Source organism: Methyloversatilis sp. XJ19-13 (genome assembly GCF_024580155.1).
GTDB lineage: Bacteria > Pseudomonadota > Gammaproteobacteria > Burkholderiales > Rhodocyclaceae > Methyloversatilis.
On record NZ_JANINH010000027.1, the window covers coordinates 1 to 24,893 of the forward strand.

General features: G+C 65.1%; 19 protein-coding genes and 1 pseudogene. 17 read left to right on the forward strand and 3 right to left on the reverse strand.

What is annotated here, in order from left to right; genetic code table 11:
* The 5 genes from NMQ14_RS19780 to NMQ14_RS19785 all read left to right on the forward strand — a co-directional run.
* Window positions 1-597, forward strand: a 597-nt coding sequence (locus tag NMQ14_RS19780; RefSeq protein WP_306441346.1) for an RHS repeat-associated core domain-containing protein, incomplete at its 5' end; no start/stop codon positions are given.
* Window positions 598-794: 197 nt separating this feature from the next.
* Complete coding sequence (locus NMQ14_RS18835) at window positions 795-1,124, forward strand: hypothetical protein (protein ID WP_257098401.1); 330 nt, start codon at window positions 795-797, stop codon at window positions 1,122-1,124.
* Window positions 1,125-1,159: 35 nt separating this feature from the next.
* The gene (locus NMQ14_RS18840) at window positions 1,160-1,339 is read left to right on the forward strand and encodes a hypothetical protein (RefSeq protein WP_257098402.1); all 180 of its coding nucleotides are present in this window, start codon (window positions 1,160-1,162) and stop codon (window positions 1,337-1,339) included.
* An 11-nt stretch (window positions 1,340-1,350) separates the two neighbouring features.
* A complete protein-coding gene (locus NMQ14_RS18845) occupies window positions 1,351-1,479 on the forward strand; it encodes a hypothetical protein (RefSeq protein WP_257098403.1) in 129 nt (42 codons plus the stop codon).
* Window positions 1,480-1,646: 167 nt separating this feature from the next.
* The gene (locus NMQ14_RS19785; RefSeq protein WP_373457212.1) at window positions 1,647-2,681 is read left to right on the forward strand and encodes an RHS repeat-associated core domain-containing protein; all 1,035 of its coding nucleotides are present in this window, start codon (window positions 1,647-1,649) and stop codon (window positions 2,679-2,681) included.
* Between the two features lie 395 nt (window positions 2,682-3,076).
* Here NMQ14_RS19785 and NMQ14_RS18855 read toward each other — a convergent pair whose 3' ends face one another.
* A complete protein-coding gene (locus NMQ14_RS18855) occupies window positions 3,077-4,945 on the reverse strand; it encodes a PAS domain-containing protein (RefSeq protein WP_257098404.1) in 1,869 nt (622 codons plus the stop codon).
* 1 nt (window position 4,946) lies between these two features.
* Between NMQ14_RS18855 and NMQ14_RS18860 the strand changes: the two genes are divergently transcribed.
* Window positions 4,947-6,545: an ATP-binding protein gene (locus NMQ14_RS18860; RefSeq protein WP_257098405.1), complete on the forward strand. Its 1,599-nt coding sequence runs from the start codon at window positions 4,947-4,949 to the stop codon at window positions 6,543-6,545.
* Window positions 6,542-7,192 (forward strand): two-component system response regulator NarL, encoded by a 651-nt coding sequence (gene narL / locus NMQ14_RS18865; protein ID WP_257098406.1) that lies wholly within the window; start codon window positions 6,542-6,544, stop codon window positions 7,190-7,192. Before NMQ14_RS18860 ends, narL begins: the two co-directional genes overlap by 4 nt.
* A gap of 106 nt (window positions 7,193-7,298) precedes the next feature.
* On the opposite strand, the gene NMQ14_RS18870 is transcribed toward narL, so the two are convergent.
* Window positions 7,299-8,999, reverse strand: a complete 1,701-nt coding sequence (locus NMQ14_RS18870) for an APC family permease (RefSeq protein WP_257098407.1) — start codon at window positions 8,997-8,999, stop codon at window positions 7,299-7,301.
* Between the two features lie 50 nt (window positions 9,000-9,049).
* Entirely contained in the window at window positions 9,050-9,841 is a 792-nt protein-coding gene (locus NMQ14_RS18875) for a TorF family putative porin (RefSeq protein ID WP_257098408.1), read from the reverse strand.
* A gap of 633 nt (window positions 9,842-10,474) precedes the next feature.
* On the opposite strand from NMQ14_RS18875, the gene NMQ14_RS18880 reads away from it, so the two are divergent.
* The 10 genes and pseudogenes from NMQ14_RS18880 to NMQ14_RS18925 all read left to right on the forward strand — a co-directional run.
* Window positions 10,475-11,836 carry an NAD(P)/FAD-dependent oxidoreductase gene (locus NMQ14_RS18880; protein ID WP_257098409.1) on the forward strand — a complete coding sequence of 454 codons (1,362 nt, stop codon included), beginning with the start codon at window positions 10,475-10,477 and terminating at the stop codon, window positions 11,834-11,836.
* Between the two features lie 112 nt (window positions 11,837-11,948).
* Window positions 11,949-14,231: a DUF1989 domain-containing protein gene (locus tag NMQ14_RS18885; protein ID WP_257098410.1), complete on the forward strand. Its 2,283-nt coding sequence runs from the start codon at window positions 11,949-11,951 to the stop codon at window positions 14,229-14,231.
* A 219-nt stretch (window positions 14,232-14,450) separates the two neighbouring features.
* Window positions 14,451-15,563, forward strand: a complete 1,113-nt coding sequence (locus NMQ14_RS18890; protein WP_257098411.1) for a J domain-containing protein — start codon at window positions 14,451-14,453, stop codon at window positions 15,561-15,563.
* Between the two features lie 636 nt (window positions 15,564-16,199).
* Window positions 16,200-17,318 carry an aminomethyltransferase family protein gene (locus NMQ14_RS18895; RefSeq protein ID WP_257098412.1) on the forward strand — a complete coding sequence of 373 codons (1,119 nt, stop codon included), beginning with the start codon at window positions 16,200-16,202 and terminating at the stop codon, window positions 17,316-17,318.
* 78 nt (window positions 17,319-17,396) lie between these two features.
* Window positions 17,397-17,990 carry a dimethylamine monooxygenase subunit DmmA family protein gene (locus NMQ14_RS18900; RefSeq protein WP_257098413.1) on the forward strand — a complete coding sequence of 198 codons (594 nt, stop codon included), beginning with the start codon at window positions 17,397-17,399 and terminating at the stop codon, window positions 17,988-17,990.
* Window positions 17,987-18,946: a PDR/VanB family oxidoreductase gene (locus NMQ14_RS18905; protein ID WP_257098414.1), complete on the forward strand. Its 960-nt coding sequence runs from the start codon at window positions 17,987-17,989 to the stop codon at window positions 18,944-18,946. Before NMQ14_RS18900 ends, NMQ14_RS18905 begins: the two co-directional genes overlap by 4 nt.
* Before the next feature lie 10 nt (window positions 18,947-18,956).
* The gene (locus NMQ14_RS18910; protein WP_257098415.1) at window positions 18,957-20,000 is read left to right on the forward strand and encodes a DUF3445 domain-containing protein; all 1,044 of its coding nucleotides are present in this window, start codon (window positions 18,957-18,959) and stop codon (window positions 19,998-20,000) included.
* A 200-nt stretch (window positions 20,001-20,200) separates the two neighbouring features.
* Window positions 20,201-23,131, forward strand: a complete 2,931-nt coding sequence (locus NMQ14_RS18915) for an autotransporter-associated beta strand repeat-containing protein (RefSeq protein WP_257098416.1) — start codon at window positions 20,201-20,203, stop codon at window positions 23,129-23,131.
* Window positions 23,122-23,874: a DUF6531 domain-containing protein gene (locus NMQ14_RS18920; RefSeq protein ID WP_257098417.1), complete on the forward strand. Its 753-nt coding sequence runs from the start codon at window positions 23,122-23,124 to the stop codon at window positions 23,872-23,874. Before NMQ14_RS18915 ends, NMQ14_RS18920 begins: the two co-directional genes overlap by 10 nt.
* Window positions 23,834-24,893: pseudogene (locus NMQ14_RS18925) on the forward strand (hypothetical protein); the annotation flags it as partial. The gene NMQ14_RS18920 and the pseudogene NMQ14_RS18925, both read left to right, overlap by 41 nt.

Below are 24,893 nucleotides of genomic sequence, written 5' to 3' on the forward strand. Positions count from 1 at the left end.
GGCAACGGACAGGTCACCAAGGTGTATCTGCGCTTCCCAGGGCAATACTTTGATGAAGAGTCAGGGCTGCATTACAACTGGCATCGGTACTATGTGCCGAAGCCGGGGAGGTATTTGTCCAGTGATCCGATCGGGGTGGCGGGGGGCATCAACACCTATGGCTATGCCCTTGGCAACCCTGTCAGCCTTGTAGACCCGACAGGATTGGACGTTCTTGTTTGCTTCTATGCAGGTGGTGTTGGTCATGTTGGATTTGGAGACGGCAACCCAGGTAACGATGGATCAACTTCCGGGTTCTATCCAAAAACACGCGGAGTGTATGGTCCTGGCGAAGTCAGGTCGGATATAGGACATTCACAACATGAATGCACGACCCTGCCGGCTGAACCTAAGGAGGATGAATGCATGCAGTCTTGTCGGAGCGAGCGGCAGAGCAATCCTGGCACGTACAACATTTTCAATCGGCAGTGCACGTCCTACGTTCGCGACTGCTTGGCTCAATGTGGCCTGCCATCGGGGACGTTCGGACCGGGTCCTGAACCTTGGTATCGATCATTGCCAGGAGCGGTACCGTATCCCGATCAGCCTCAACTATGAATTACAGGGCGCGTAAGCACTCGGATGACTAACGGGAGATACCTGTGCGAATTGCAGTTTGCCTGCTGCTCTGCGGTCTGAGCCTTGCGAGTTGTGCTGCCCCAGTTGTTGTCGGCGGTGCATCACTCGAACTGCCGTCCGGGTGGAACGTTGTGAGAGAGTCGCCGAACAGCGTGTCCGCCAGTCCGAATCGTGATATGACGCCGCCGGTTCTGAGCGTCCAGATTTGCCAAAGGTCGCAGCCTGACTGTGCGACGCCATGCGAAGCCGAAAAGATTCGGCAGAATTTTTTCTTTTTTTCAGCAGGCCCGGGCAGGTTCTCGATGAAGGAGCCCTTGGAAGTCGGCGGCGTGACGGAATTCATCGCATCAGGCATTGCAGAAAGTGAGGCAGGTCCGATTGAAATTGCAGCGCATGTGCTCTGTTCCCGGCGGGGAATTGCATTTTTGGGCCTGATCAACAAACCGTTTGACACGACCATCGATCAACTACTTGAAAAGACAGCGAAAAGCGTTCTCTGGGAGTAGCGGGCGCTCTCGATGTCGGCGTCAAGTGATAACAATTGGGGGCACACGTCGAATTGCGTGCGGAAGCGTGCAAGCGCTGGCATGCCGCAGCACTGCTGGCGCGCACCACCCAGCAGACGCTGGACGTGTACTACGGCAACACAGCGGCCGCGAATTGCGCTTCGATGTCTGCCAACGGGGCGGCCGACGCCCCCGGTACCCTGACCAACAAGTGAGCGGGTGCCGCGTGAAGACCCCGAACGTCGTTGCCATCGCAAGCGTCATTGCAGCCCGCGCGCTCATCGCGCTCGCCCTTGGCGCTGCGTGCACGGGTACGTACGCCGACACTTACCAGTACGACGAACGGGGCGACTGAAGCGCCCTTGAATATTCGGGGACGTAGCGACATTTGCATGGGATACGGAGACCGGCTACAGCGGCCATCGTGACCACGCCTACGACCACAACGGCAACCGCACGACGGACGGCGCCACCGCACCGGGCACCCTGACCACGGCCACCTACACCGCGAACACGAACCGAGTGGCCACGATCAATGGTGCGACGGTAACGACGGATGCGGCGGGTCAGATCACGCACGACGGACTGAACAGCTACACGTGGGACGACGCCGGACGGCTGAAGACGGTGAGTCGGGGAGGCCAGCTCAGGGCAACGTACCACTACGACTACAAACACCGACGCACGAGAAAGGTGACGACGGCGGCAGCGCCCCAGGGCGCGCAGACGGTGGTGTATCACTACGACGACCGCGACCGGCTGATGGCCGAAACAACGGGGGCCGGCGTGCCGCTGCGCAGCTACGTCCGGGCCGACGACACCCTGCTCGCCATCGCCGAGCACATCCCGCAGGGCGGCGGCACCTACGAAATCCGGATGCTCTACCTCGAACTCGATCATCTGGGCACGCCCCGGCAGGCGCGGATAGATGGTGGCGCCATCGTGTGGCGCTGGGAGTCCGACGGTTACGGCACTTCACCGGCCAACGAGGACCCGGACGGCAACGGCCAGCCCACGACGGTCAATCTGAGATTCCCGGGGCAGTACTACGATGAGGAGTCGGGGCTGCACTACAACCGGCATCGGTACTATGTGCCCAGGCTGGGGAGGTATCTGTCCAGTGATCCCATCGGGATCGAGGGAGGGACGAACACCTTTGCATATGCAAACGCATCGCCGATCAGATACATCGATCCGAAGGGATTGGTGGTGGGGGTCGATGATGCAATCGTGATCGGAGGGACTATCGCTGTTGGCGCGTGTATTGCCACAAACTGCACCAAGCCGATTGGAGATGCAATGCAAAGCGTCGCTAATACGCTCAGCAACGGAATCAACACAATCAAGGAGTGGTGCGGCGATGATGGCGAGAGTGACGACCCGTGCGAGGCAAGGCGAAAGCTTGAAGAGGGGCTTTGCGAAGGTATCGCGATTCAGTGGGGGCGCGCTGGCGTGAGGACATGTAAGAAGTCGGCATTTGTCAGGTACAGCGAATGCCGCCGATTCGGACCGAACGGTGTGACGACACCGTTACACGGAGTAGACACACCTTTATGAGATTTCTATCTGACCACCTAATCGTACGTATGGATGATCAAGCAAAGGGCGTTTTGATTGAGCATCCAGACAAGAGCATGTTTCCGACTCCATTGGTGAACATTCGACGAGAAACTTACGAGTCCATGAGTTTCCAAGAAATGTGCTCGTTCTTGGGCTCCAGATTAGTACTGCTCATGCCCGAATTGCGCGAGCACTATAGGGATGAGATCGATGAAATGTCCCGCTCAGAAAATGGCGGACACAAACCGCGAAGCGCAAGTCAATAAGGCTACCCGAAGCGACCTAGCATCCATCGGAGACTTGGTCTCTGACTCAATGGGGACGTAACAACATTTCCTCGCCGACGACGGCCACCTACACTACGAACACGAACCGCACCGCAACAGACCAGCTCATTCGTCGGCGAACTCGCAATGCCCCGAGCCCAGTTCGACCGCCTGGGTCGCGGCGCGGCGCGCGGCGTCGAACATCGATTCGATGCCGATGTAGCGCGCATCAGCCAGTGCGATGCCGGCGGCTGCAGCGATCACCACCTCGCTGTCGCCCACGCGCAGCGTCGCGGTCAGTTCCTGCATCAGGCGCGCCGCGAGTTTCGATACCGCCGGAATCAGTTCGTTGGAGCCGGCCAGTTCGCGCGCGGCCTGACCGGCCCGGAAGTCGGTCAGCAGCACCGCGAACTGGTGCTTTTCCAGATAGCTGACTGCGGCGCCCGGATAGCTGACCGGACGGAAGCGGCGCGCCACCTCGGCCAGCACCTGTTCGGACACTTCCTGGCTGTACTGCGGCACCAGGTCTTCCATGCCGAACACATCGACCCACAGCAGTGCGAACGGGGCGCCGCCGACCTGGAACTGATGCAGCGTCCACGCCAGCAGCGCATCGAAGATGGGCCGGCTGGTCATGCCGGTGCGCGCTTCGAACCACATGCGGCGGCGGGCGCGTTCTTCGGCGCCGCGCCGCTCGCTCACGTCGGTGATGAAGCCTTCGATCACCAGCAGTTCGCCCTGCGACGAGAACACGCCGCGCCCCTGTTCCCACACCCACAGATAGACGCCGTTGACGTCGGCGATGCGGTAGGAAATCTGATACGGCTTGTGCTGCGCCAGATTGGCCTGCACCTGCGACCAGACGAATTCGCGGTCTTCCGGGTGAATCAGGCTGCCGAAGGCCACGCGGCGGTTGTCGACCAGCTCCCAGGGCTCGTAGCCGGTCAGGTCGACGCAGCCGTCGCTGACGAATTCCATGGTCCAGTCCGGATCGTTGCGGCCGCGATACACCATGCCCGGCACATTGGCGAGCAGCGTGTTCAGGTAGCGCCGGCTGGAACCCAGTTCCTCGCTGCGCCGCCGCCGTGTGACTTCGGTCAGCGTGCCGACAACGCCGGCCAGATCGCCATCGGGCAGGGTGCACGACTGAGCGCGCAGCATGACCCAGAACACATTGCCGCTGGCGGCCACCAGACGCACTTCGCTGACCAGTTGATCGAGCTGGCCGCTGGCCACCGACAGCAGCGACCTTTCAACACCGTCGCGCTCCTCCGGGTGCACGGCCGCGCTCAGCAGGCGCCCGCGGCTGTCGGCGACGCTGCGCCCGGTCAGCCGCTCCCAGGCGCGATTCAGATAGGCGATGCGGCCTTCGGTATCGGTCTTGAACAGCACCAGATCGATCTGGTCCAGCACCACTGGAATGTCATGTTCGCTGTCGTCGCGCGCTGGTGCGGCAGCGGCATCCTGGCTGAACTGGATCAGCAGGCTGCCCGGTACCGCGGGCAGTGGCGAAATGCTGGCGTGCAGCTTCACCGGCAGGCCGGTCGCGCTGACCATGCGCAACATGCTGTCGGCAGCCGTCGGCGTGCTGCCGGCGGCGATCGCGTACAGCGAAGCGAAGCGGGCATGATCGACCGGGTGCAGCAGATTGGTGAACGGCAGCCCGACCACTTCGTCGGCGCGGCCGCGGTAGTCGAGCAGCGCGAGAAAAGCCTGGTTGGCGAAACTGATGGTCGGTCCTTCTATCGTGACCGAGGGCGATGAAATGTTGTGGCACAGTTCACCCGCCCACTGCGTCTGTTGTGCAGTGGCATCGGGGCGCCGCCGGAGCGGCGCGTCGGACCATGTCTGTCGCCGCAACACCAGCACCAGCAGCAGTCCGCCCAGCCCGACCGCGGCAGGCAGGCCGTAGGCCGCGCTGCCGCCGTGCCAGGTACCGACCACGGCAGCAAACATCAGGGCGAGCGTCCATGCGGAAAACAGATACAGGGCCATCGTGATTCGCTTCCTTTCAGGCGCCGGCAGGCGCTACCCGCTGTATACCGGATTGACGGCCATGCTGGCCGGCTGTGCGCTGTGCGCGGCGCTGGCCTTCTGGGGCAGCATCGAAGTGGAGCGGCAGTTTTCGCAGGTATTCGGCCGCATGGTCGCACTGTGTGCCGCGCCGGCGGCGGCCGAAGGGGCGCTGTGCGACGTGGTGGCCGGCGTCGAGCGTGCGCTGCTCGAACGGGTGGCGGTCATGCTGCTGCTGCAGGGGCTGTGCGTGCTCGCCATCGTCGTCGGTTGCACATTGATCGCACATCGGGCGTATCGCCTGCTCGTCTGCCGCAGCGAGGCCGCACTGAGCCTGATGCCGGAAAGCAGCCGTGCGCGCGGGCGCGACGAGATCGAACGGCTGGTCGAAAGCCTGGCCGAACTGACCGCGCGCCAGGCCGGGCTGGAAGCGGAAGTGCGCTGGCGCCAGCAGGTCACGGCCGAACAGTTGCGGCGCAAGGCGCTTGAATTGCAGACCCTGCATCAGGTGGCGCGCACCTTCACCAACAGCGAAGTGTCGGCGTTCAGCCTGCTGGGCGGTCTTGCCCAGCTGGAATCGGCGCTCGGTGCGCGCACCGTCGCGCTCAGCCTGGGCATCGTCGCGCGGCAGGCCCTGGGTGCCGACGCCGTACTGGCAACCCACGGCGAGCCTGCCATCATGGGCCAGCTTGCAGACCAGACGGCAGCGCGCGAAATCACCGCGCGCGTGGTGCCGCCGGGCGCGAGCGGTCCGACCTGTTCGCTGGTGCTGCCGGTGTGCCGCGGCGATCTGGCGCTCGGCACGCTGGTGGCCGAATTCCCCGAGCACGCGCGGGTCGATGACCCGCAGGTCAAGCTGGCCGAAAGCTTCGCCCATCTGGCTGCGCTCGCGCTGTCCGGCGTCAGCCGCAGCCAGGAGGAAAGGCGGGTGGCGCTGATGGAAGAACGCACGGCGATCGCCGGCGAACTGCACGATTCGCTGGCGCAGTCGCTGGCCTACATGAAGATTCAGGTGGCCCGGCTGCAGCGCGGCCTCGACCGCGAAAAGCACCCGGCCGACGTGGCGCAGGCAGCGCGCGAACTGCGCGAGGGGCTGTCGGCCGCCTACCGCGAGGTGCGCGACCTGATCGCAGCCTTCCGTGTGCGCATGGGCCCGGGCGGCCTGCTGTCGTCGGTGCAGGCCACCGTCGATGAATTCGCGCAGCGCAGCGGTCTCGACATCAGTTTCGTGCACGATCTGGGCCGCTGCCAGCTCGGCGTGAACGAGGAGTTCCACGTCATGCAGGTAATCCGCGAAGCGGTGTCGAACACGGTGCGTCACGCACGGGCTTACCATGTGTGGGTCAGCATGCACTACGGCCCCGGACATCTGCTGACCGTGATCGTGGATGATGACGGCCGCGGCCTGACCAATCCCTATGCAGAAACGAACCATTACGGCCTGTCCATCATGCGCGAGCGCGCCAGCTCGCTCGGTGGCGAAGTGTCTGTGGTCCACCGGCCGGGCGGCGGCACCCGGGTGCAGCTGGCCTTCGCGCCGCAGAAGCTGCCGGCCGACATTCTTTCCGAAGTGACGACATGAGCATACGCATACTGCTGATCGACGATCATCCGCTGTTCCGCAAGGGCGTGGCCCAGCTGGTGCGTGCCGATGATGAACTCGAACTGGCCGGCGAAGCCAGCGACGGCACGACCGGCCTCGCGCTGGCCGCCGAAACCGATCCCGACCTGATCCTGATCGACCTCAACATGAAGTCGGTGAATGGCATCGAAACACTGCGCCGGCTCAAGGCATCCGGGGTCCGTGGCCGCTGCGTCATGCTGACCGTGTCCGACGATGAACGCGACGTGCTGGATGCGATGAAGGCCGGCGCCGACGGTTATCTGCTGAAGGACATGGAACCGGAGGAGCTGTGCCAGCGCATCAAGCAGTCGGTGGCCGGCACGATGGTGCTCGACGGCAGTGTCGCCGGCCTGCTCGCCCATGCGCTGAACGCGCCGCCAGTGGCAACCCACACCGATCTGACCGAACGCGAGCGCGAGATTCTCGGCCTGCTGTCGGACGGGCGCAGCAACAAGGAAATTGCGCGCGTGCTCGGCATTTCCGATGCGACGGTGAAGGTGCATATCAAGCATGTGCTCAGCAAGCTCAACATGAAAAGCCGCCTCGAGGCGGCCGTGTGGGCGCTGCAGAACCCGCAGTTCCGGCGGGTGGCCGCCCACGACTGAGGTGCGTGGCGTCGTCTCGCGCCGGCCGGACCCTGAAAGGAAAACCGGCAGACGACAGCCCATGGGCTGCCGCTGCCGGCTGTTCAGCACAACCGCTGGCGAGTACTCAATACACGGCCAGGCTGTGCGACACCACCACGACCACGACACCCGCTGCCAGCGTCACATACGGCAGCACCCCGGCGCGCTTGCCGCCTGACGGCAGCTGGTCGTTCAAGTGCATGTCCTCGATCATCGCATCCGGGAACTGTCCCTTGTCCTGCACGTAATGGCGATACAGGAATACCGGGATGATCAGCGATGCGAACACCAGACCGGCCGTCAGCGTGCCGGCGCCGTAAATGTCGGCACCCAGACCCATCAGCGCGAGATTGACGAACGCAAGTACCACGCCGATGCCGAGGATGATGTTCGGAGCCTTGAACGGACGCTCCCAGTCCGGGCGGTCGATGCGATGGATCCAGCCGGAATTCAGATTCAGGAAGTTGAAGATGATGTAGCCGACATTGGAGCAAGCCAACACGAACACGTAGTCCGACAGCATCAACAGGATGAGGTTGAAGCCGAGGTCGGTCCACATCGCCCGCGTCGGCGCGCCATGTTCGTTGACGTGCGACAGGTAGCGCGGCAGCCAGCCATCGACCGACGCCTGGTACAGCGTGCGCGACGAACCCGCCATCGACGTCATGATGGACAGCAGCACCGCCAGCACCAGCATGACCACCAGCACGTTCGCCACCACTTCGCCGCCGCCCACCATGTGCGACATCACGTTGGCCACACCCATGCCGCTGTACACGTCGGGCGCGAGCATGCCGCTGTAGACCGCCGGCGAGGACACCGTGCCATCCGCCTCGACCACCGGCGGCGTGACCACTTCGCCCAGCCCGAGGTGACCCTGGAAGGCCAGCGGCACCAGCGTGAACACGACGATGCACAGCAGACCGGAAAACAGGATTGCCTTGAAGGTGTCCTTCTTCGGGTCCTTGAACTCGCGGGTGTAACAGACCGCCGTCTCGAAGCCGTAGGTCGACCACGCTGCGATGAACAGGCCGCCGGCCATCAGCGTGACGCCCGCCATGTTCCATGATCCATCGACCACCAGGCCGTTTTCCCATGCGATGGGCACCATCGGCGAGAAGTGGGTCGAGGGCATGTCGCCGGACAGCAGTGGCACCAGCGCGATCAGCATCAGCGGGATCAGCGCCGTGATGCCGAGCACCATGGTCGTGCGCGCCGAGCGCAGGATGCCGCCGTGCTGGATGCCGAACACCGCCAGCAGCAGCACGACACCGACCAGGAAGGTCGCGTTGATGCGCAGCTCGAGGCCGGACTTGATGAATCCGAGATCGACCAGCGTCAGCTGCCAGGTATTGATTGCCGCGTCGGCCGGGAACAGCGCGCCCAGGATGTAGCCTGCTGCCAGCCCGGAGCCGATTGCCAGCACCGGCGACCAGGCGAACCAGTTGCACCACACCGAGACCGGCGCAATGATCTTGCTGTAACGCACCCACGCCACCGCACCGTACACCGACGCGCCACCCGACTTGTGCGGGAACAGGCCGGCGATCTCGGCGTAGGTGAAGGCCTGGATGAAGCCGAAGCCGATCGACAGCGCCCATACCATCCACGACGGTTTGCCCACCGTAGCCGCGATGGCACCGATGGAAAACAGCACCAGCGCCGGCACACCGCTGGCTACCCAGAACGCACCGGTCCAGTCGATCTTCCGGTGCAGTGAAGCACTTTCGGCACGGCTGGCCGATCGTACCGGCGCCCCTCCGATCACATCTGCATTGCTGCTCATGTCATATCCCCTTTAGCGAAAAGGGCCGCATCGCGGCAGCCCTTCGGTCATCAGAACGTGCGCTTGACGTACAGCAGCCACTTGCTGTCGCCGGTGTCCTTGCAGCGCGTTGCCGCGCCGCCGACGTTGTCGCAGATGGTGTAGAAGTTCTTGTCGGCATTGGTGTCGACATAGGCCACGGCTGCCTGCCAGCCCCCGTCGAAGTTCTTCGTGATGCCGACCTTCCAGTCGGTGAAGTCGTAGTCGTCGTAATTCTTCACCTTCTGGTGACCGACGTGCAGGTTGGCGATCCAGCCCGGCAGGAACTCGTAGTTCGCGTTCGCTTCCAGATAGTCGGAGCCGTCCGAATCGGCGCCGAATGCCTTCGTGCTGAAGCCGAAGTAGTCGGTGACGGCGTAGGAGTATTTCAGCTGGATGAACTTCCAGGTCACCGCGGCATTCAGTTCCAGCGTGTTCAGGCTTTCACCGGACGGATCGTACTTGCCGCCCGGGAAGATGAACTGCAGGAAGCCGACATCGAACAGGAAGTCGCCCACCGTCTTCGCATAGCCGCCATAGACGTCGATCTCGCCGGTGGCGTTCGACAGTGCCAGGTCGCTGACATTGGTCCCCCACACACCGAGGTAGAGCCCGCTCTCGTGTGCGAGATCGAAGCCGCCCTGCACGGCCGGCTTTTCCTGCGTATAGCTGATGCCGCGGAAGATGTACTGCGAGAACACGCCCACGTTGGCGCTGATCGTGTACGACGGCGCCGGCGCTTCTTCCGCCTGTGCGGCGAGCGGTGCGACGAGCAGGCCCAGCAGCAGCGCGCTCAGGGTCTTGTGACGAAAACGTTCATGCATGGTGCTCTCCTGTGATCCACGGTTGTCGGGCGATCTGTACGACGGATGACGGGCCCAGCGCCGTCCGCCTGTTCTGCGTCACGGCAGCCGGCCGGGAAGCCGGTTGCCATGCGTTGATGCTCGGGAATGAGGGTGCTGCGGGGTGACGCACCGGCCGCGCCAGTGCGCCCGGAGGTCTTGATGTGGGACCGATTATTGAAACGTCGCTGCCGTGCGAACAATTCTCACAAGGGATTACCCACTAATGGGTAAGGCGCGGATGACGGTCGAAAGCCGCCAACCGCCCGCGTCGATCAGGCGAACGCGCGTGTCTCATGACCGGAATCGGGAGCACGGCCCGCTCCCACAAAAAGGCCGCGACGTAGCTGTGGGAGCGACCGCCTGGTCGCGATCGTGCAGCGATGGTCGCTGATCAAAGTGCATATCGCGGCGAGGCCGCCGCTCCCACAGGGACAGACCGGCGCCTACCCCCTAATGGGTAACTCCTCTTGAGAATTGTCCGCACCGGTCGCGCTTCGCATCATTCGCGGCACCTGACATACGGCGCGAAGCCGGACGTCCGGCGGGCGACCCGGCGCATGCGGCGCCGTCGCAGCCGTATCCCGAACGGAACTGACAAGAGGAATCCACAGCATGAAAAAGCGTGTTGCCATCATCGGTGCCGGCCCGAGCGGCCTGGCCCAGCTGCGAGCCTTCCAGTCTGCGGCGGCCCAGGGCGCGGACATTCCCGAAATGGTGTGTTTCGAGAAGCAGTCGGACTGGGGTGGCATGTGGAACTACACCTGGCGCACCGGGCTGGACGAGCACGGCGAGCCGGTGCACGGCAGCATGTACCGCTACCTGTGGTCGAACGGCCCGAAGGAATGCCTGGAGTTCGCCGACTACACCTTCGACGAACACTTCGGCCGCCCGATGGGTTCCTACCCGCCGCGCGAAGTGCTGTGGGACTACATCAAGGGCCGCGTCGAGAAGGCCGGCGTGCGCAAGCACATCCGCTTCAACACGGCGGTGCGCAACGTGACCTGGGACGACGCCACGCAGCTGTTCACGGTCACCGCGCACAACTACGAGCAGGACCTCACCTACTCGGAAACCTTCGACTTCGTGGTGGTCGCGAGCGGCCACTTCTCCACCCCCAACGTGCCGTATTTTCCGGGTTTCGAAACCTTCGGCGGTCGCGTGCTGCATGCACACGACTTCCGCGACGCACTCGAATTCAAGGGCAAGGACGTGCTCATCATCGGCGCCAGCTACTCGGCGGAAGACATCGGCTCGCAGTGCTACAAGTACGGCGCGCGCTCGATCACCAGCTGTTACCGCACCAACCCGATGGGCTACAAGTGGCCCGACAACTGGGACGAAAAGCCGCAGCTGCTGCGCGTCGATGGCAACACGGCTTTCTTCGCCGACGGCAGCAGCAAGCATATCGATGCGGTCATCCTGTGCACCGGTTACAAGCACCACTTCCCCTTCCTGCCGGAAGAGCTGCGCCTGAAGACCGACAACCGCCTGTGGCCGCTGAACCTCTACAAGGGCGTGTTCTGGGAAGAGAACCCGGCACTGATCTATCTCGGCATGCAGGACCAGTGGTACAGCTTCAACATGTTCGACGCCCAGGCCTGGTACGCACGCGACGTCATCCTCGGCCGCATCCCTCTGCCGTCGCCGGAAGCCATGCACGCCGAAGACATGGCCTGGCGCGAAGAGGAACTGACGCTCGAAACGGCGCAGGAAATGTTCGAATTCCAGGGCAAGTACATCGGCCAGCTGATCGAGGCGACCGACTATCCGAGCTTCGACATCGCGGCGGTCAACAAGACCTTCCTCGAGTGGAAGAACGACAAGTACGAGGACATCATGGGCTACCGGAACAAGTGCTACGCTTCCCTGATGACCGGCACCATGGCGACGCCGCATCACACGTCATGGCTTGACGCGCTCGACGATTCGCTCGAGGCCTACCTGAACGAACCGGCCGACCAGGAACACGCCTGACCTGCTGCAGCGTGCGGGCGGCACCAACGCAGATGAGCCCGCATCCGATGAACCCCGTTGCGGTCCGTCGCGCCCCTGCGGCACGGCGCCGGACTGCGGGTGACCGCATCTGATGAACACGATAGTCGAACCTTCTTTCAACCCGTCGATCGCCGCCCGTCCGCGCCCGGCGCATGTCCGCCATGTCGCGCCCGGCGGTGCCACGGTCGCGTTCGATCTGGCAGTCGGCGACCGGGTCACGCTGATCGATCCCGAAGGCTTGCAGCCCGGTGACTTCTACCTTGCCGGGCCGGCCGGCCTCGCGGCCGCCATGCTGCCGGGCGTGGCACTCGACGCGGTCGATGCCGCCGGCACACCGGCCGCTGCGCTGATGCATGGCGCGCCCGCCGGCTGGCGTCTGCTGCGCGCCCGCCTGTTCGGGGCGGACAGCCTGTCCGGCGCCCGGTGCGACTTCACCGCACCGGGCGCCGTGCGCTGCCTGCTGCACGCGCCGGGCACCGACATGGCACCCGACGCGCAGGACGCGCCGACCGAACTGATCGCCGACATCCTCCGCGCCGAGCCGCTGAGCGGTCAGGCGCCACCGCCGCTGGCCGAACCGGTGCTCGACCTGCGGGTTGCGGCCGGTACGGCGCACGCCTACCGCGTGAAGGCCGGCGACTACATCCAGGTGATCGACGTCGATGGCCGCCAGTGCTCCGATTTTCTCGCCTTCGACGCGGCGGCGCTGGCGCGCGGTCAGGAATACGACCTCGACCCGACCACCACGCGCACGCTGACCGGCACCGCCAATCCCGGTCCGGGCCTGCTGTCGAAGTACTACGACGAGCGCCAGGTGGCACTGGTCGAAGTGGTGCGCGATACGGTCGGCCGGCACGACACCTTCATGCTCGCCTGCAGCGCCAAGTACTACGACGACATGGGCTACCCCGGTCACATCAACTGCAGCGACAACTTCAACAACGCGCTCGAACCGCTGGGCGTGGCGCGCCGGGCCGGCTGGCCGGCGATCAACTTCTTCTACAACACCATCGTCAATCACGACGACAGCATCGGTCTCGACGAGCCGTGGTCGCGTGCCGGCGATTACGTGCTGATGCGCGCACTGACCGATCTGGTCTGCGCCTCGTCGTCCTGCCCCGATGACATCGATCCGGCCAATGGCTGGTATCCGACCGACATCCATGTGCGGGTGTATGACGCCTCGAACAACTTTTCCAAAGGGATCGCACACCGCATGACGCCCGACGCCACCCCCAGACTGACGCGCGAATCCGGCTTCCACGCCCGCACCGCCGCGCTCACCCGCAACATGGTCGAGTACCGCGGCTTCTGGCTGCAGACTTCGTTCGCCGCCAACGGCCCGATCGACGAGTACTGGGCCTGCCGCGAGCGCGCCGCGATGATCGATCTGTCGGCGCTGCGCAAGTTCGAAATCACCGGCCCGGACGCCGAAGCGCTGCTGCAGCGGGCCACCACGCGCAACATCCGCAAGCTGGCGGTCGGCCAGATCGTCTATGCCGCGCTGTGCCATGAGCACGGCGGCATGATCGACGACTGCACCGTGTTCCGCCTGGCGCAGAACAACTTCCGCCTGGTGTGCGGCGACGACTGGTGCGGCGTGTGGCTGCGCGAGCTGGCGGCGCAGCACGGCCTGCGCGCCTGGGTGCGTTCATCCACCGACCAGTTGCACAACCTGTCGGTGCAGGGGCCGAAGTCGCGCGACATCCTGCGCGACATCGTGGTCACGCCGCCGACCCACGCTTCGATGGACGAATTGAAGTGGTTCCGCTTCTCGGTCGGCAAGATCGACGGTTGCCCGGTCGTCGTGTCGCGCACCGGCTACACCGGCGAACTGGGTTATGAGGTGTGGTGCCATCCGAAGCATGCCGTGCAGGTGTGGGACGCGGTGGCCCGCGCCGGCGAGCCCCACGGCATCGCGCCGATGGGTCTGGCTGCGCTCGACATGCTGCGCATCGAAGCCGGGCTGATGTTCGCCGAGTACGACTTCTGCGACCAGACCGATCCGTTCGAAGCCGGCATCGGCTTCGCCGTGGCGGCCGACAAGGAAGACGACTACGTCGGCAAGGCCGCGCTCGAGCGCCGCAAGGCCCACCCTGCGCGCGTCATGGTCGGGCTGGACATCGAAGGCAGCGAGCTGGTGGCGCACGGCGACCCGATCTACAGCGGTCGCGCACAGATCGGCCAGATCACCAGCACGACCCGTTCGCCGATACTGGGCAAAACGATCGCGCTGGCACGGCTCGACGTGTCGGCCGTCGAACCGGGCGCCACGGTCGAGATCGGCAAGCTCGACGGCCACCAGAAACGCATCCAGGCGAAGCAGGTACGTTTCTCGCACTACGACCCGGAGAAGGCGCGCGTCCGGGCCTGACAGCCCGGCCAGCCCGGGGGCGGAGCGGAACGCCCGCCGGGCGGCTCAGGTGTGCGTGCACCCGATGGACAGCCGCGTGCAGAACGGGGATGCCGGCCTGGCCGCATCCCCGTTCTCATTCCGGCCCCGGCCCCTCGCCTTGCTAGAATCCGGGCCAGCGCCATTCCGGCTTCGCAGCCGGCTCATGCCCTTTCCCACCTCTTCCCCCTTCCGCCCGCCATGGACCTTTTCGACGACGCGCGCAATCTGCCGATCCAGATAGAAGCGCGCGCGAGCGCACCGCTGAGCAAGGAACAGAAGTCCTTCAACAGCCTGATCCGCAAGATCGAAGCGCGCCGCGCCGAACTGGCCGAATGGCAGGCCACCCGGCCGCTCGTTGCGCAGACCTATACCCGTGACCTGCTGCCGTTGCAGGAACAATGCACCGAACTGCAGGGCCGGCTTGCAATGGCCTACGACGCGGCCTGCGAACGCAAGGGCGTGACCAAGGGTGAGCGCAAGAAGCTCGCTGCGCTCATCGTGGAACTGACCGAGGCGGTGCTCGAATTCCGGGCGGACGACGCCCTCAAGCAGCTGTTCGCGAAATACACGCAGGCGGACTTCGACGAACAGGAAGCCGAACGCCAGGGCGACATGAAGGCCATGCTGGAAGAGGTGTTGGGCATGGAACTTGGCGACGACGTCGACATGACGTCGCGGGAGGACATCCTGAAGCAACTGGAAGCACAGTTCCATGCGCAAAGGGAGGCGCAGCAGGCCGCCGCATCGACGCGCCGCAAGAGCCGGCGCGAAGAGGAACGCGAAGCGAAGCTGGAAGCGGAACAGAAGCAGTTGAGCCAGTCGATCCGCGAGGTGTTCCGCAAGCTCGCCAGCGCCCTGCACCCCGACCGCGAACCCGACCCCGCCGAGCGTACGCGCAAGACCGCGCTGATGCAGCGCGCCAATACCGCCTACGAGAACGGCAACCTGCTGCAGCTGCTCGAACTGCAACTCGAACTGGAACATATCGACCAGGCCCATCTGGCCTCCATCGCTCCCGAACGCCTCAAGCACTACATCAAGATACTCAAGGGGCAACTGGCCGATCTGGACACGGAAATCGAATCCATCGAACACGGCATCATCATCGACTTCGGTCTGCCGCCTTTCGCGGCCATCCGTCCGAAAGACCTTCAGGTCATGCTGGCGCAGGACATCCGCACCTGTAACGACCAGATCGTTGCATTGCAGCAGCAAATTGAAGTCGCCACCGACCCGAAGGAACTGAAGGCCTGGCTGAAGACTCTCCGCATGCATCGCCGGGCCTATCCGGACTTCGACACGCCGTTCTGACCAGCCAGTTCGCGCCGCCACGCCCTCGCCCTCACCCGGCGCTTCGCGCCACCCTCTCCCGCTGATGCGGGAGAGGGGAGAAAGACCCCGCGGCCGCGGCCCACGCCCGCCAAAACGGCCGGGGGGGGGGGGGGGGCCCGGGGGGGTGTGACCCCCCCCCCCCCCCCGGCCGTTTTGGCGGGCGTGGGCCGCGGCCGCGGGGTCTTTCTCCCCTCTCCCGCATCAGCGGGAGAGGGGCCGGGGGTGAGGGCCGGCCGATCTGCGACCGGCACCGTATGGCTAGCGGCGCGTGCGTGCTCGCGATGGCAGCCTGCGCCGAAGTCCACGCCATACCGGCGCCGCACCGCAAGCACAGCCCAAGCGCCCTCACCCGGCGCTTCGCGCCACCCTCTTCCGCTGATGCGGGCGAGGGGGGAAGGACCCCGCGACCGCTCCCCTCTCCCACATCAGTGGGAGAGGGGGCGGGGGTGAGGGCCGGCCGCCGCCGTCCAATCAAACTGCCCTGCCGCGAAAAGCCTGGCTACCTCCAAGTAGGTAACTCCTCGTGAGAATTGTCCCGCACCCACCCGGACAACAGAATCAGTCCCGGATCGACCGCGTTGCGCGGCGACATGTCAGACAGGGAGACACCGGGAAATGCAGAGGAATTCGATTCTGAACGAGCGGCACCGCCAGCTCGGCTCCAAGCTCGACGGCGACACGTGGAACTTCATGCCCATCCCTTGGAGTTACAGCAGCTGTCCGCACGATGAAGTGGTCGCCACGCGCACGCGCGCCGGGCTGTACGACGTGTCGGCGCTGAACATCGTCAACGTGACCGGGCCGGACGCCGAAGCCGTCATCGACCGCATGGTCACCATCGACGTCACGAAGCTGAAGCCGGGCACGGCGCGTCTCGGCGGCGAAGTGAACGAAGCCGGCGCGCTGGTCGACGACATCATGATCATCCGCGACGCCGCCGACCGGTTCCGCATTTCGCACGGCAGCGGCGCCACGCCGAAGACGCTGGCCGCACTGGCTGCCGGCAGGAGTGTGACCATCACCTCCGATCAGGACGTGCACATCCTGTCGCTGCAGGGGCCGGTTTCGCTCGACGTGCTGAAGGCGCACACGCCGGCCGACCTGGCTGCGCTGCCCTATTTCAACCACGTCGAAACCACACTGTTCGGCAAGAAGGTGACGCTGGGCCGTGGCGGCTACTCCGGCGAGCGCGGCTACGAGGTGTACTGCAGTGCGGCCGATGCCGTGTTCCTGTGGGACACGATTCTCGAAGCGGGCAAGCCGCAGGGCGTCATCCCGTGTTCGTGGACCGCGCTCGATCTGACGCGCGTCGAAGGCGCGCTGCTGTTCTTCCCGTTCGAAATGCCGGAAGGCGACACCACGCCGTGGGAAGTGAACATGGACTGGGCGGTCGACCTCGACAAGGCGGGCGACTACATCGGCAAGGCCGCGGTGCTGCACCTGAAGGGGCGCGAGCGCGTCAAGCAGGCCGGCATGACGGTGCTGCACCACGCAGCGGTCGAAGCGGGTGCGAAGGTCTATGACGGCGACACCGAAGTCGGCGTGGTCACGTCGGCCTCTTACAGCCGCCTGCTGATGCAGTCGCTGGCCATGGTGCACCTGACGCCGGCGAAGTCGTCGATCGGCACCCGTCTGACGATCCGCAGCGAGGCCGGCAATCTGGCGGCGCTGGTGGTGCCGACGCCGTTCTACGACCCGCTGCGCCAGCGTACCCATCCCGACAAGAAGCGCTGATCACGCATCGATGCCGACCCGCTGCGCCCAGACGCGCGGCGGGTCGGCGAGCTCTCTCCCCTTGCCACGAGACGCCGCATGTCCACCCCTGCCATCAAAAGCCAGCCGGTCTACACCGCGCTCGAATGGGACCGCGCCGGCACCCATCACGTGCTGTTCGCCGCAGCCGATGAATCGGCGCTGGCGCGCCGACTGTGGGCGCAACCGCCCACCGGCCCGATCACGCTCATCCTCCAGCACGCTGGCGGCGAGCCGATGACCGGCTGGCTGGCCGATCGCCCAGCCAGCGTGCACACGATCGCCGCCACCACGCTCGACCTCGCGTTGAAAGCGCTGGGCGATACGCTGCGCGCCGCCCAGATGGGTACCCGGCTGTATCTGGTCGGACCGGAAGACGCCATCTGGCAGGCGGCGCGCCTGGCTGACGGCTTCGGCATGAGCCGCGACGAAATGCGCCTGATGCAGGCGGGCACGCGAGCCCGGCCGGTGTTCTGCGTGCATTGCCGCACCGTCACGCGCGGCGTGCACACCCATATCGCGCCGTGCAGCGGCTGTGGGCGTGCGCTGTTCGTACGCGACCATTTTTCGCGTCGTCTGGGTGCCTACATGGGCTTCCAGATCGACGCCGAGGCGCCGGGCGACATCCCGGCCGCGGAGGTGATCTACCCATGAGCCATGCATCGCTGAACGTCGAAATCGGTCGCATCCGCGACCTGGCGCCCGGCATCCGGGAGTTCAGTCTGCGGCGCAGCGACGGCGCCGATTTCCCGGTGTTTTCCGGCGGCAGTCATACCGTGCTGTCGCTGCCGCTGGGCGATCGCCTGCACCGCAACCCGTATTCGCTGCTGGGCGACCCGTCGGTGCGTGACACCTGGCGCATCGCGGTGCGCCTGCAGGAGGCGTCGCGCGGCGGCTCGCGCTGGCTGCACGAAGCGGCGCGCGAAGGCATGCGTCTCGACATCTCGGCACCGGTCAATCTGTTCGCGCTGAACCGCACCGGTCGGCGCCACATCCTGGTCGCCGGCGGCATCGGCATCACGCCGATACTTTCGCAGGCGCGCGAACTGGCGCGCCTGGGCACCGATTTCGAAGTGCATTACGCCTACCGCGCGCCGGAGTTCGGCGTGTTCGCCGACGAACTCGAAACGCTGGCGCCCGGCCGCATCCACCACTACGTGCAGTCGCGCCGCGAGCAGATCGAATTCGGCTCGCTGCTGGCCGGCCGCCCGCTCGGCACCCACTTCTATATCTGCGGCCCGGCCGGCATGGTGGCGGCCAGCCTGAATGCCGGCAAGTCGCTGGGCTGGCCCGACAGCCATCTGCACAGCGAACAGTTCCTCGCGCCAAGCGGCGGCGAGCCCTTCGACGTGAAGCTCGCGCTCAGCGGCCACAGTTTCAGCGTTCCGAGCGACCTGTCGCTGCTCGAAGCCATCGAACAGCAGGGCGTCGACGCGCCCTACCTGTGTCGCGGCGGCGCCTGCGGCCAGTGCGAACTGGAGGTGCTCGGTGCCGACGGCGAGCTGATCCATCACGACCTGTACCTGAGCGCCGACGAGCGCGCGTCGGGCACGAAAATCATGCCCTGCGTGTCGCGCCTGAAGAGCGGCTGCCTGACCCTGAACCTGTGAGGACGACGACATGACCATAGCCTTCAAGCCGGACGAAACCTTCCGCGACGACTACACCTATCGCAACTCGCCGGCCGCCATCCGCCGCTTCCCCTTTCCCTTCCATCAGGACCAGTACATGTACTCGGTCAACATGGAACCGCACGCCGGCGGGCCCGCCGGCTCGGTGTACGAGCACGCGTTCGACATCGACGAGCACTACATCGCCGAAATGCGCGACCGCGCGATCACGCTGGAGCGCGACCCCGGCCGCTGCGTGTCGCTGCCGCACATGATGGACGCCGAGTGGGACACGCTCGAACTGCTGATGGAATCGATGGCGCGCGACTACCCCGATCTGTTCGTGCTGAACAAGGACGGCGATCGCTGGCACTGGGTGAACAAACCGCTGGGCATCGACCAGTCCTTCACCTTCGGCGACGCCGCCACCTTGCCGTGCCCGCCGTTCGAATACATCACGCGCCAGACCCAGGGCGATTTCGTCATCATGGATCAGCGCGACGACGACCTGTTCGCCGACGCCGGCATGATCACCTCGCAGGCCGACTGGTCGCTCACCTTCGACGTCGGCATGAGCTTCATGGAATGGCACGGCCCGGTGCCGCTGGCGCACGAGCTGGGCGTGTTCGAGCGCGCACTCAAATACCTGCTGATGCTGCAGCAGGGCCGCCCGGTGCGCCGCCTGAACTGGACCATGACGATCAACCCGCGCCTCGATACCGCGCCAGAAACCTATCCCGAATGGGGTCAGGACCGCGCCAGCGTCACGCCGGACAATGTCGGCGCCAAGGTGCATCTGCGGGTGGAACTGCAGACCCTGTTCCGGCTGCCGCGCAGCAACGGCATGCTGTTTTCGATCCGCGGCTACCTCGCCAGCATGGAAGAACTGGCCACCTACCCGCGCTGGGCCAGGCGCCTCAACCGCGTGCTCGGCTCGCTGCCGAACGAACTGGCCGAATACAAAGGCCTGGTGCGCTACCGCCAGACCACCCTCGACTGGTTGGCCCGCCACGACGACGGCGCCCCGCTCGCGGTGGGGACGCAGCCGGAGTAGCGGCGGCTGCCGGACTCACCGCGCCGGTAGCTCGCCGGTCGACGGATTCTGCCCTGCCGATCACTGCGGCACGGCCGGTTGGCGGACCGGATTGCTGTCATTCAGATGTCACGTCCGTGTAGCCAATGCGGGTGACACTTGTACGCACTCATTATGCGTACGGGTTCGAGATGAATTCGGGAAGATATCCCTGCGTGCTGATGGCACTGGCCCTGGCGGCGCCCCTGCCGGTGGCGGCGGGGCTTTACGACGGCCCGGTCGATCCGACGTCGCTGGCGGCCGCATATGAGGGTTGGCGCAAGCTCAAGGACGAGGTGCACCTCATCGACCCCATTTACGGGGCAGGCGGGACCTTGGTGGACAACTGCTGTCTGCCTGCCTTTGATTGCGACCGGCCCGACTTCGAGGCGTGGACTGGCCACTTGTGGACCGCCTTCAGCGATGCCGATCTGGGTGCACCCGGTGCAACGCTCTACCTGGGTTCGGAGCGGCTGGTCATCGGTGCCAGTTTCGACACCTTCCGCGATGTCGTCATCGGTTACACCACTTCGCAGTACGGCGCCGATTACGCCTTCCTTCCGATAGTCAATCCTGATGGCACGCCGATGCCGGTGCCAGCGCCCGCGCCCCTCACGCCTCGTCCGGCCGGGCCAGCCTGGATCGATACGCAGGGCAACACCTTCGGCATCCACGGCCAGCTCACGGCTCACCAGACGCTTTACAAGCAGGGTGCGGGCACGCTGCGCCTGACGCACGCCGACAACGTCTGGCACGCGGCACCGGTGGTGAGTTTCGGCGTGTTGGCAGCAACTGCTGCCAGTCTGCGCACCGATGTGACCGTGCGTTCGGGCGGGAGGCTGGTGTTCGAACAGTCGGACGCCGACCGCTTCGATCACGTCATGTCGGGCGCCGGCACGGTGGTCAAGGCCGGCAGCGGCGAACTGCTGCTGAACCGTGCGCAGACCTTCAGCGGCGAGTTGCACGTGGCGGAAGGCCGACTGAAGCTTGCGGCCGGTGCCACGCCCGGTCAGCGTCCGCGCATCCTGGTCGACCTGGATGCCACGCTGGACCTTGCTGCTCGGACGACGACGACCGAAGCGGCCAGTCTGTCGGGTGCCGGCGATGTGCTGCTGGGCAGCGGCGCATTGCTGATCAGCGGACTGTCACCTGCGGGCGACACCTTCGCCGGTCGGCTGTCCGGCGCCGGCATGCTTGAGGTGGGCAGCAATGCGCGCATTGAGCTGACCGGGCACAACACGCAGGTCGGCGGCACCCTGGTGCGCGGCACACTGATCGCCGGCCGCGATGCCAGTCTGGGCGCGGCCGGGCAGGCCTTGCGTCTCGATGGCGGTCGGCTGCAGTTGTCGTCGGCGCTTGAACTGGCGCGTGCGCTGCACAGCATCGGCGACAGCACCGTCGATCTCGGCGATCACCGGCTCACCCTCGCCGACAGCCTGTCCGGCGATGGCACGCTCAGGAAGTCGGGCAGCGGGGAACTCGTGCTGACGCAGGCTGGCCGCTTCACCGGAACGGTGGATGTGCGCGCCGGCACGCTGTCGCTGCAGGGGCGCGGCAGCACCGGCGACGCAAGTCATATCGATCTGGCGAGCGACGCGGTATTCGATCTCAGCGCGGCGGATGGCGCGCGCACGCTGGCCGGTCTGTCGAACCTTGGAGGCGGCGCCACAGTCAAGTTGGGTGACAACGTGCTGCGCGTCCATCAATCTGGGGGCGGCCGGGTTTTCGGCGGTCGTATCGAAGGCACCGGTGCGTTCGAGAAGGATGGCAGCGGCACACTGGTCGTCGGTGACGCGGCCTGGACGGGCACCACGCGCGTCCTTGCAGGCGAATTGTCGGTCAGCCCCGGGCTCGCCAGCCAGCGCGTGGAGAACGAGGGCGTGCTGCGCATGACAAGCGCCGACACCGCTGCGTGGTCGGGCGAGTTGTCGGGCGCAGGCCGCTTCGTGAAATCCGGTGAAGGGCTGCTGTGGTTGCGCGGTGCCAACACGCAGGCGTTTGTCGAGGTTCAGCAAGGCGTGCTGGTCGGTCGCAGCAGCACGCTCGGCCGCGACATCGACGTGGCCCACGGTGCCGGCGTGGGATTCTTCATCGACGAAGACGACACGCACGACGGCCTGGTCCGCGGTGCGGGCGTGTTGTACAGCTACGGCAGCGGCGCGCTGACGTTGGCCGGCACCTACGCGCACAGCGGCGGCACCGCCATCAGCAACACCTTGCGCATCGACAGCGATGCCCGGCTGGGTGATGCACGCGGCGGACTGCTGATCGCCGGGGGCACGCTGCAGGCGCTCGACGACCTCACACTGCGCCGGCATATCGCGCTCGGCGCCGACGGCGGCACGCTCGACAGCAACGGCTTCGACATCACGCTGATCGGCCGCATCGACGGGCCGGGAGGCTTGACGAAGGCGGGCAACGGCCGGCTGACCTTGCTGGGCGATTACAACTACGCCGGTCACACCGTGGTCGCCGCCGGTGAACTGGTATTCGGCGGTGCGCTCGAGGGCAGCTTCGAAGTGCTGGCCGGCGCACGGCTGGTCGCCTCCGGCTTTCTCGGTGGCAGCATCAGGGTCGATGAAGGCGCCAGCCTTGTGCTGACTGGCGACGCGGTCACTATATCGGGGCTGGTCGATCTCGGTGGCTTTCTCACTTTCGATCTTGCGCGCGGCGTGCGCAGCGAAGCACTGCTCGCCGCCGGCACGCTGATGATTTCGCAGGCGGTCGAACTTTCACTGACCGGCTTCGACTTTGACCATGACCCCGCACACCGCGCGCAACGCATCGAGTTGGCCCGGGCCCACGACATCGTGTTCGCCGAAGCCGGCCGGCTCGCACTGTCCGGTGACCTGACGCAGGCGGGTTACCGACTTGAGGTATCGAACGGCACGCTGGCCCTGATTGCGGCGCCTGTGCCTGAACCTTCGACGATTGTTTTGTTGCTGGCGGGGTTATGGGTTGTTGTGTACNCGCTGGCCCTGATTGCGGCGCCTGTGCCTGAACCTTCGACGATTGTTTTGTTGCTGGCGGGGTTATGGGTTGTTGTGTACCGGATTCGAAACATTGAGCCTCGAGGATTTCAAGACCAAGTGTTGAATGCTTCATGGAAATGATTGACGTGGAAAACAATCGATCCGGTTCAGTCGTGGTTCATTTAAGGGTAGGTCAAGCACGTATAAAGATGCTTGCCGCTATTGCTGTCGGACTCCATTCGGTTAGCGTTTACGCGTATGACGTGTGGCTTGTCAAATGGCCGGGCGTTGCAACCCAGGCAAAGACGCTTTACGGCTCGCCAGAGGCGGCTTGTCAAGACCAGATAATTGTGGATCATGCTGGTCCGATTTGGTCTGTCTTCGTAAGGGCTCAGGAGGATCCTTTTTCCACTGTCCTTCCTAACCAAGCCTGCTATTACTCCACACAAGGTGGTGGGCTCTGGCACATGGGAACTGTCGGACCGCCGCTCTGCATGTCGACGGAGCTATTTAACTATTCGACCGGCTTGTGCGTTCCGCGGGCATCGGAGGCAGCATCAAGCTCGAAGAAGTCAGGTGTCTCTTGTCCGTCTCTTAGCAATCCAGTTGCCCTGGGCAGCGGCAACAAGTTCCTCCTCCAGCAGGACATTCAGTCCGGACCGATTGATTTCTCCCGGACGTACAACAGCCTGAGTACGCGAACGGGCTACACGGAATTGATCACGGGCAGTCCGAGTGGCGTCATGCCGCTCGGTGCTGGCTGGACATTCGATTACCAGCAGCAGATCCGGCTGCCCTCGGGTTCAACCACGACCGCATGGTCGATTCGTGCAGGGGGGGCGAGTGCTGACGTTTCAGCTCTCCGGCTCGACGTGGAATCCTGAAGCGGACATCAGCGACCGCCTGGTAGAGCTCAAGAACGCCTCAGGCGTTCGCACGGGTTGGCGCTACTGGGACGCGGCAGAGGAGCGCGCCGAGACCTTCGACGCGTTGGGCAAGCTTGAGTCGGTGCGCGAGCGCGATGGCACCGTGCGCACGGTGACCTACAGTGATGGGACGAATGGCAGCGTGTCGGGCGACGGCGGCTTTGCGCTGGATGCGTCCGGCAACCCGACGACGACGGTGCTGCCTGCCGGTCGTCTTCTGCGGGTACAGGACACCCAGGGCCAGAAGCTCACGTTCGGCCACGATGTGAGTGGCCGCATCGTCAAGGTCACGAATTCGGCCGCTCAGTCGGTGCGCTACGGCTATGACGGGGCCAACCAGCTGACTACGGTTGCTTACCCGGACAGCACGGTCCGCACCTATCACTACAACGAAGCCGCTCATACGGGTGGGGCCAACCTGCCGGGTGCTTTGACCGGCATCACCGACGAGAACGGCGCCCGGTTTGCCACCTACGAGTACAACAGCGACGGTCGTGCCATCGGCGAGTCGCTGGCAGGTGGGGCGGATGCCGCAACGCTCGCCTACACCCAGAATATCAACCGCAACGTCACCCAGACAGTGGTGACGGACGCGCTGGGCACGGCGCGCACCTACAGCTTCGCCACCCAGTTCGGCGTGACACGCTCGACCGGTGTGAGCCAACCCGGAGGCCCGGGGTGCGGCGCGGCCTCATCCGCCATCACGTACGACGGCAACGCCAATGTCGCAAGCCGCACCGACTTTGCGGGCAGCAAGACGTGCTACGGCAGCGATCTCACACGCAACCTTGAGACGGTGCGCGTTGAAGGGCTCGGTGCCGCAGACGCCTGCCCGGTGACACCGTCGAGCTACAGCCCGACGGCCACCCAGCGTCGCATCAGCACCGAGTGGCATCCGCTGTGGCGCCTGAAGGTGCGCGAAGCGCAACCGAAGAAGATCACGACCTGGGTCTATCACGGCCAGCCGGACCCGACGG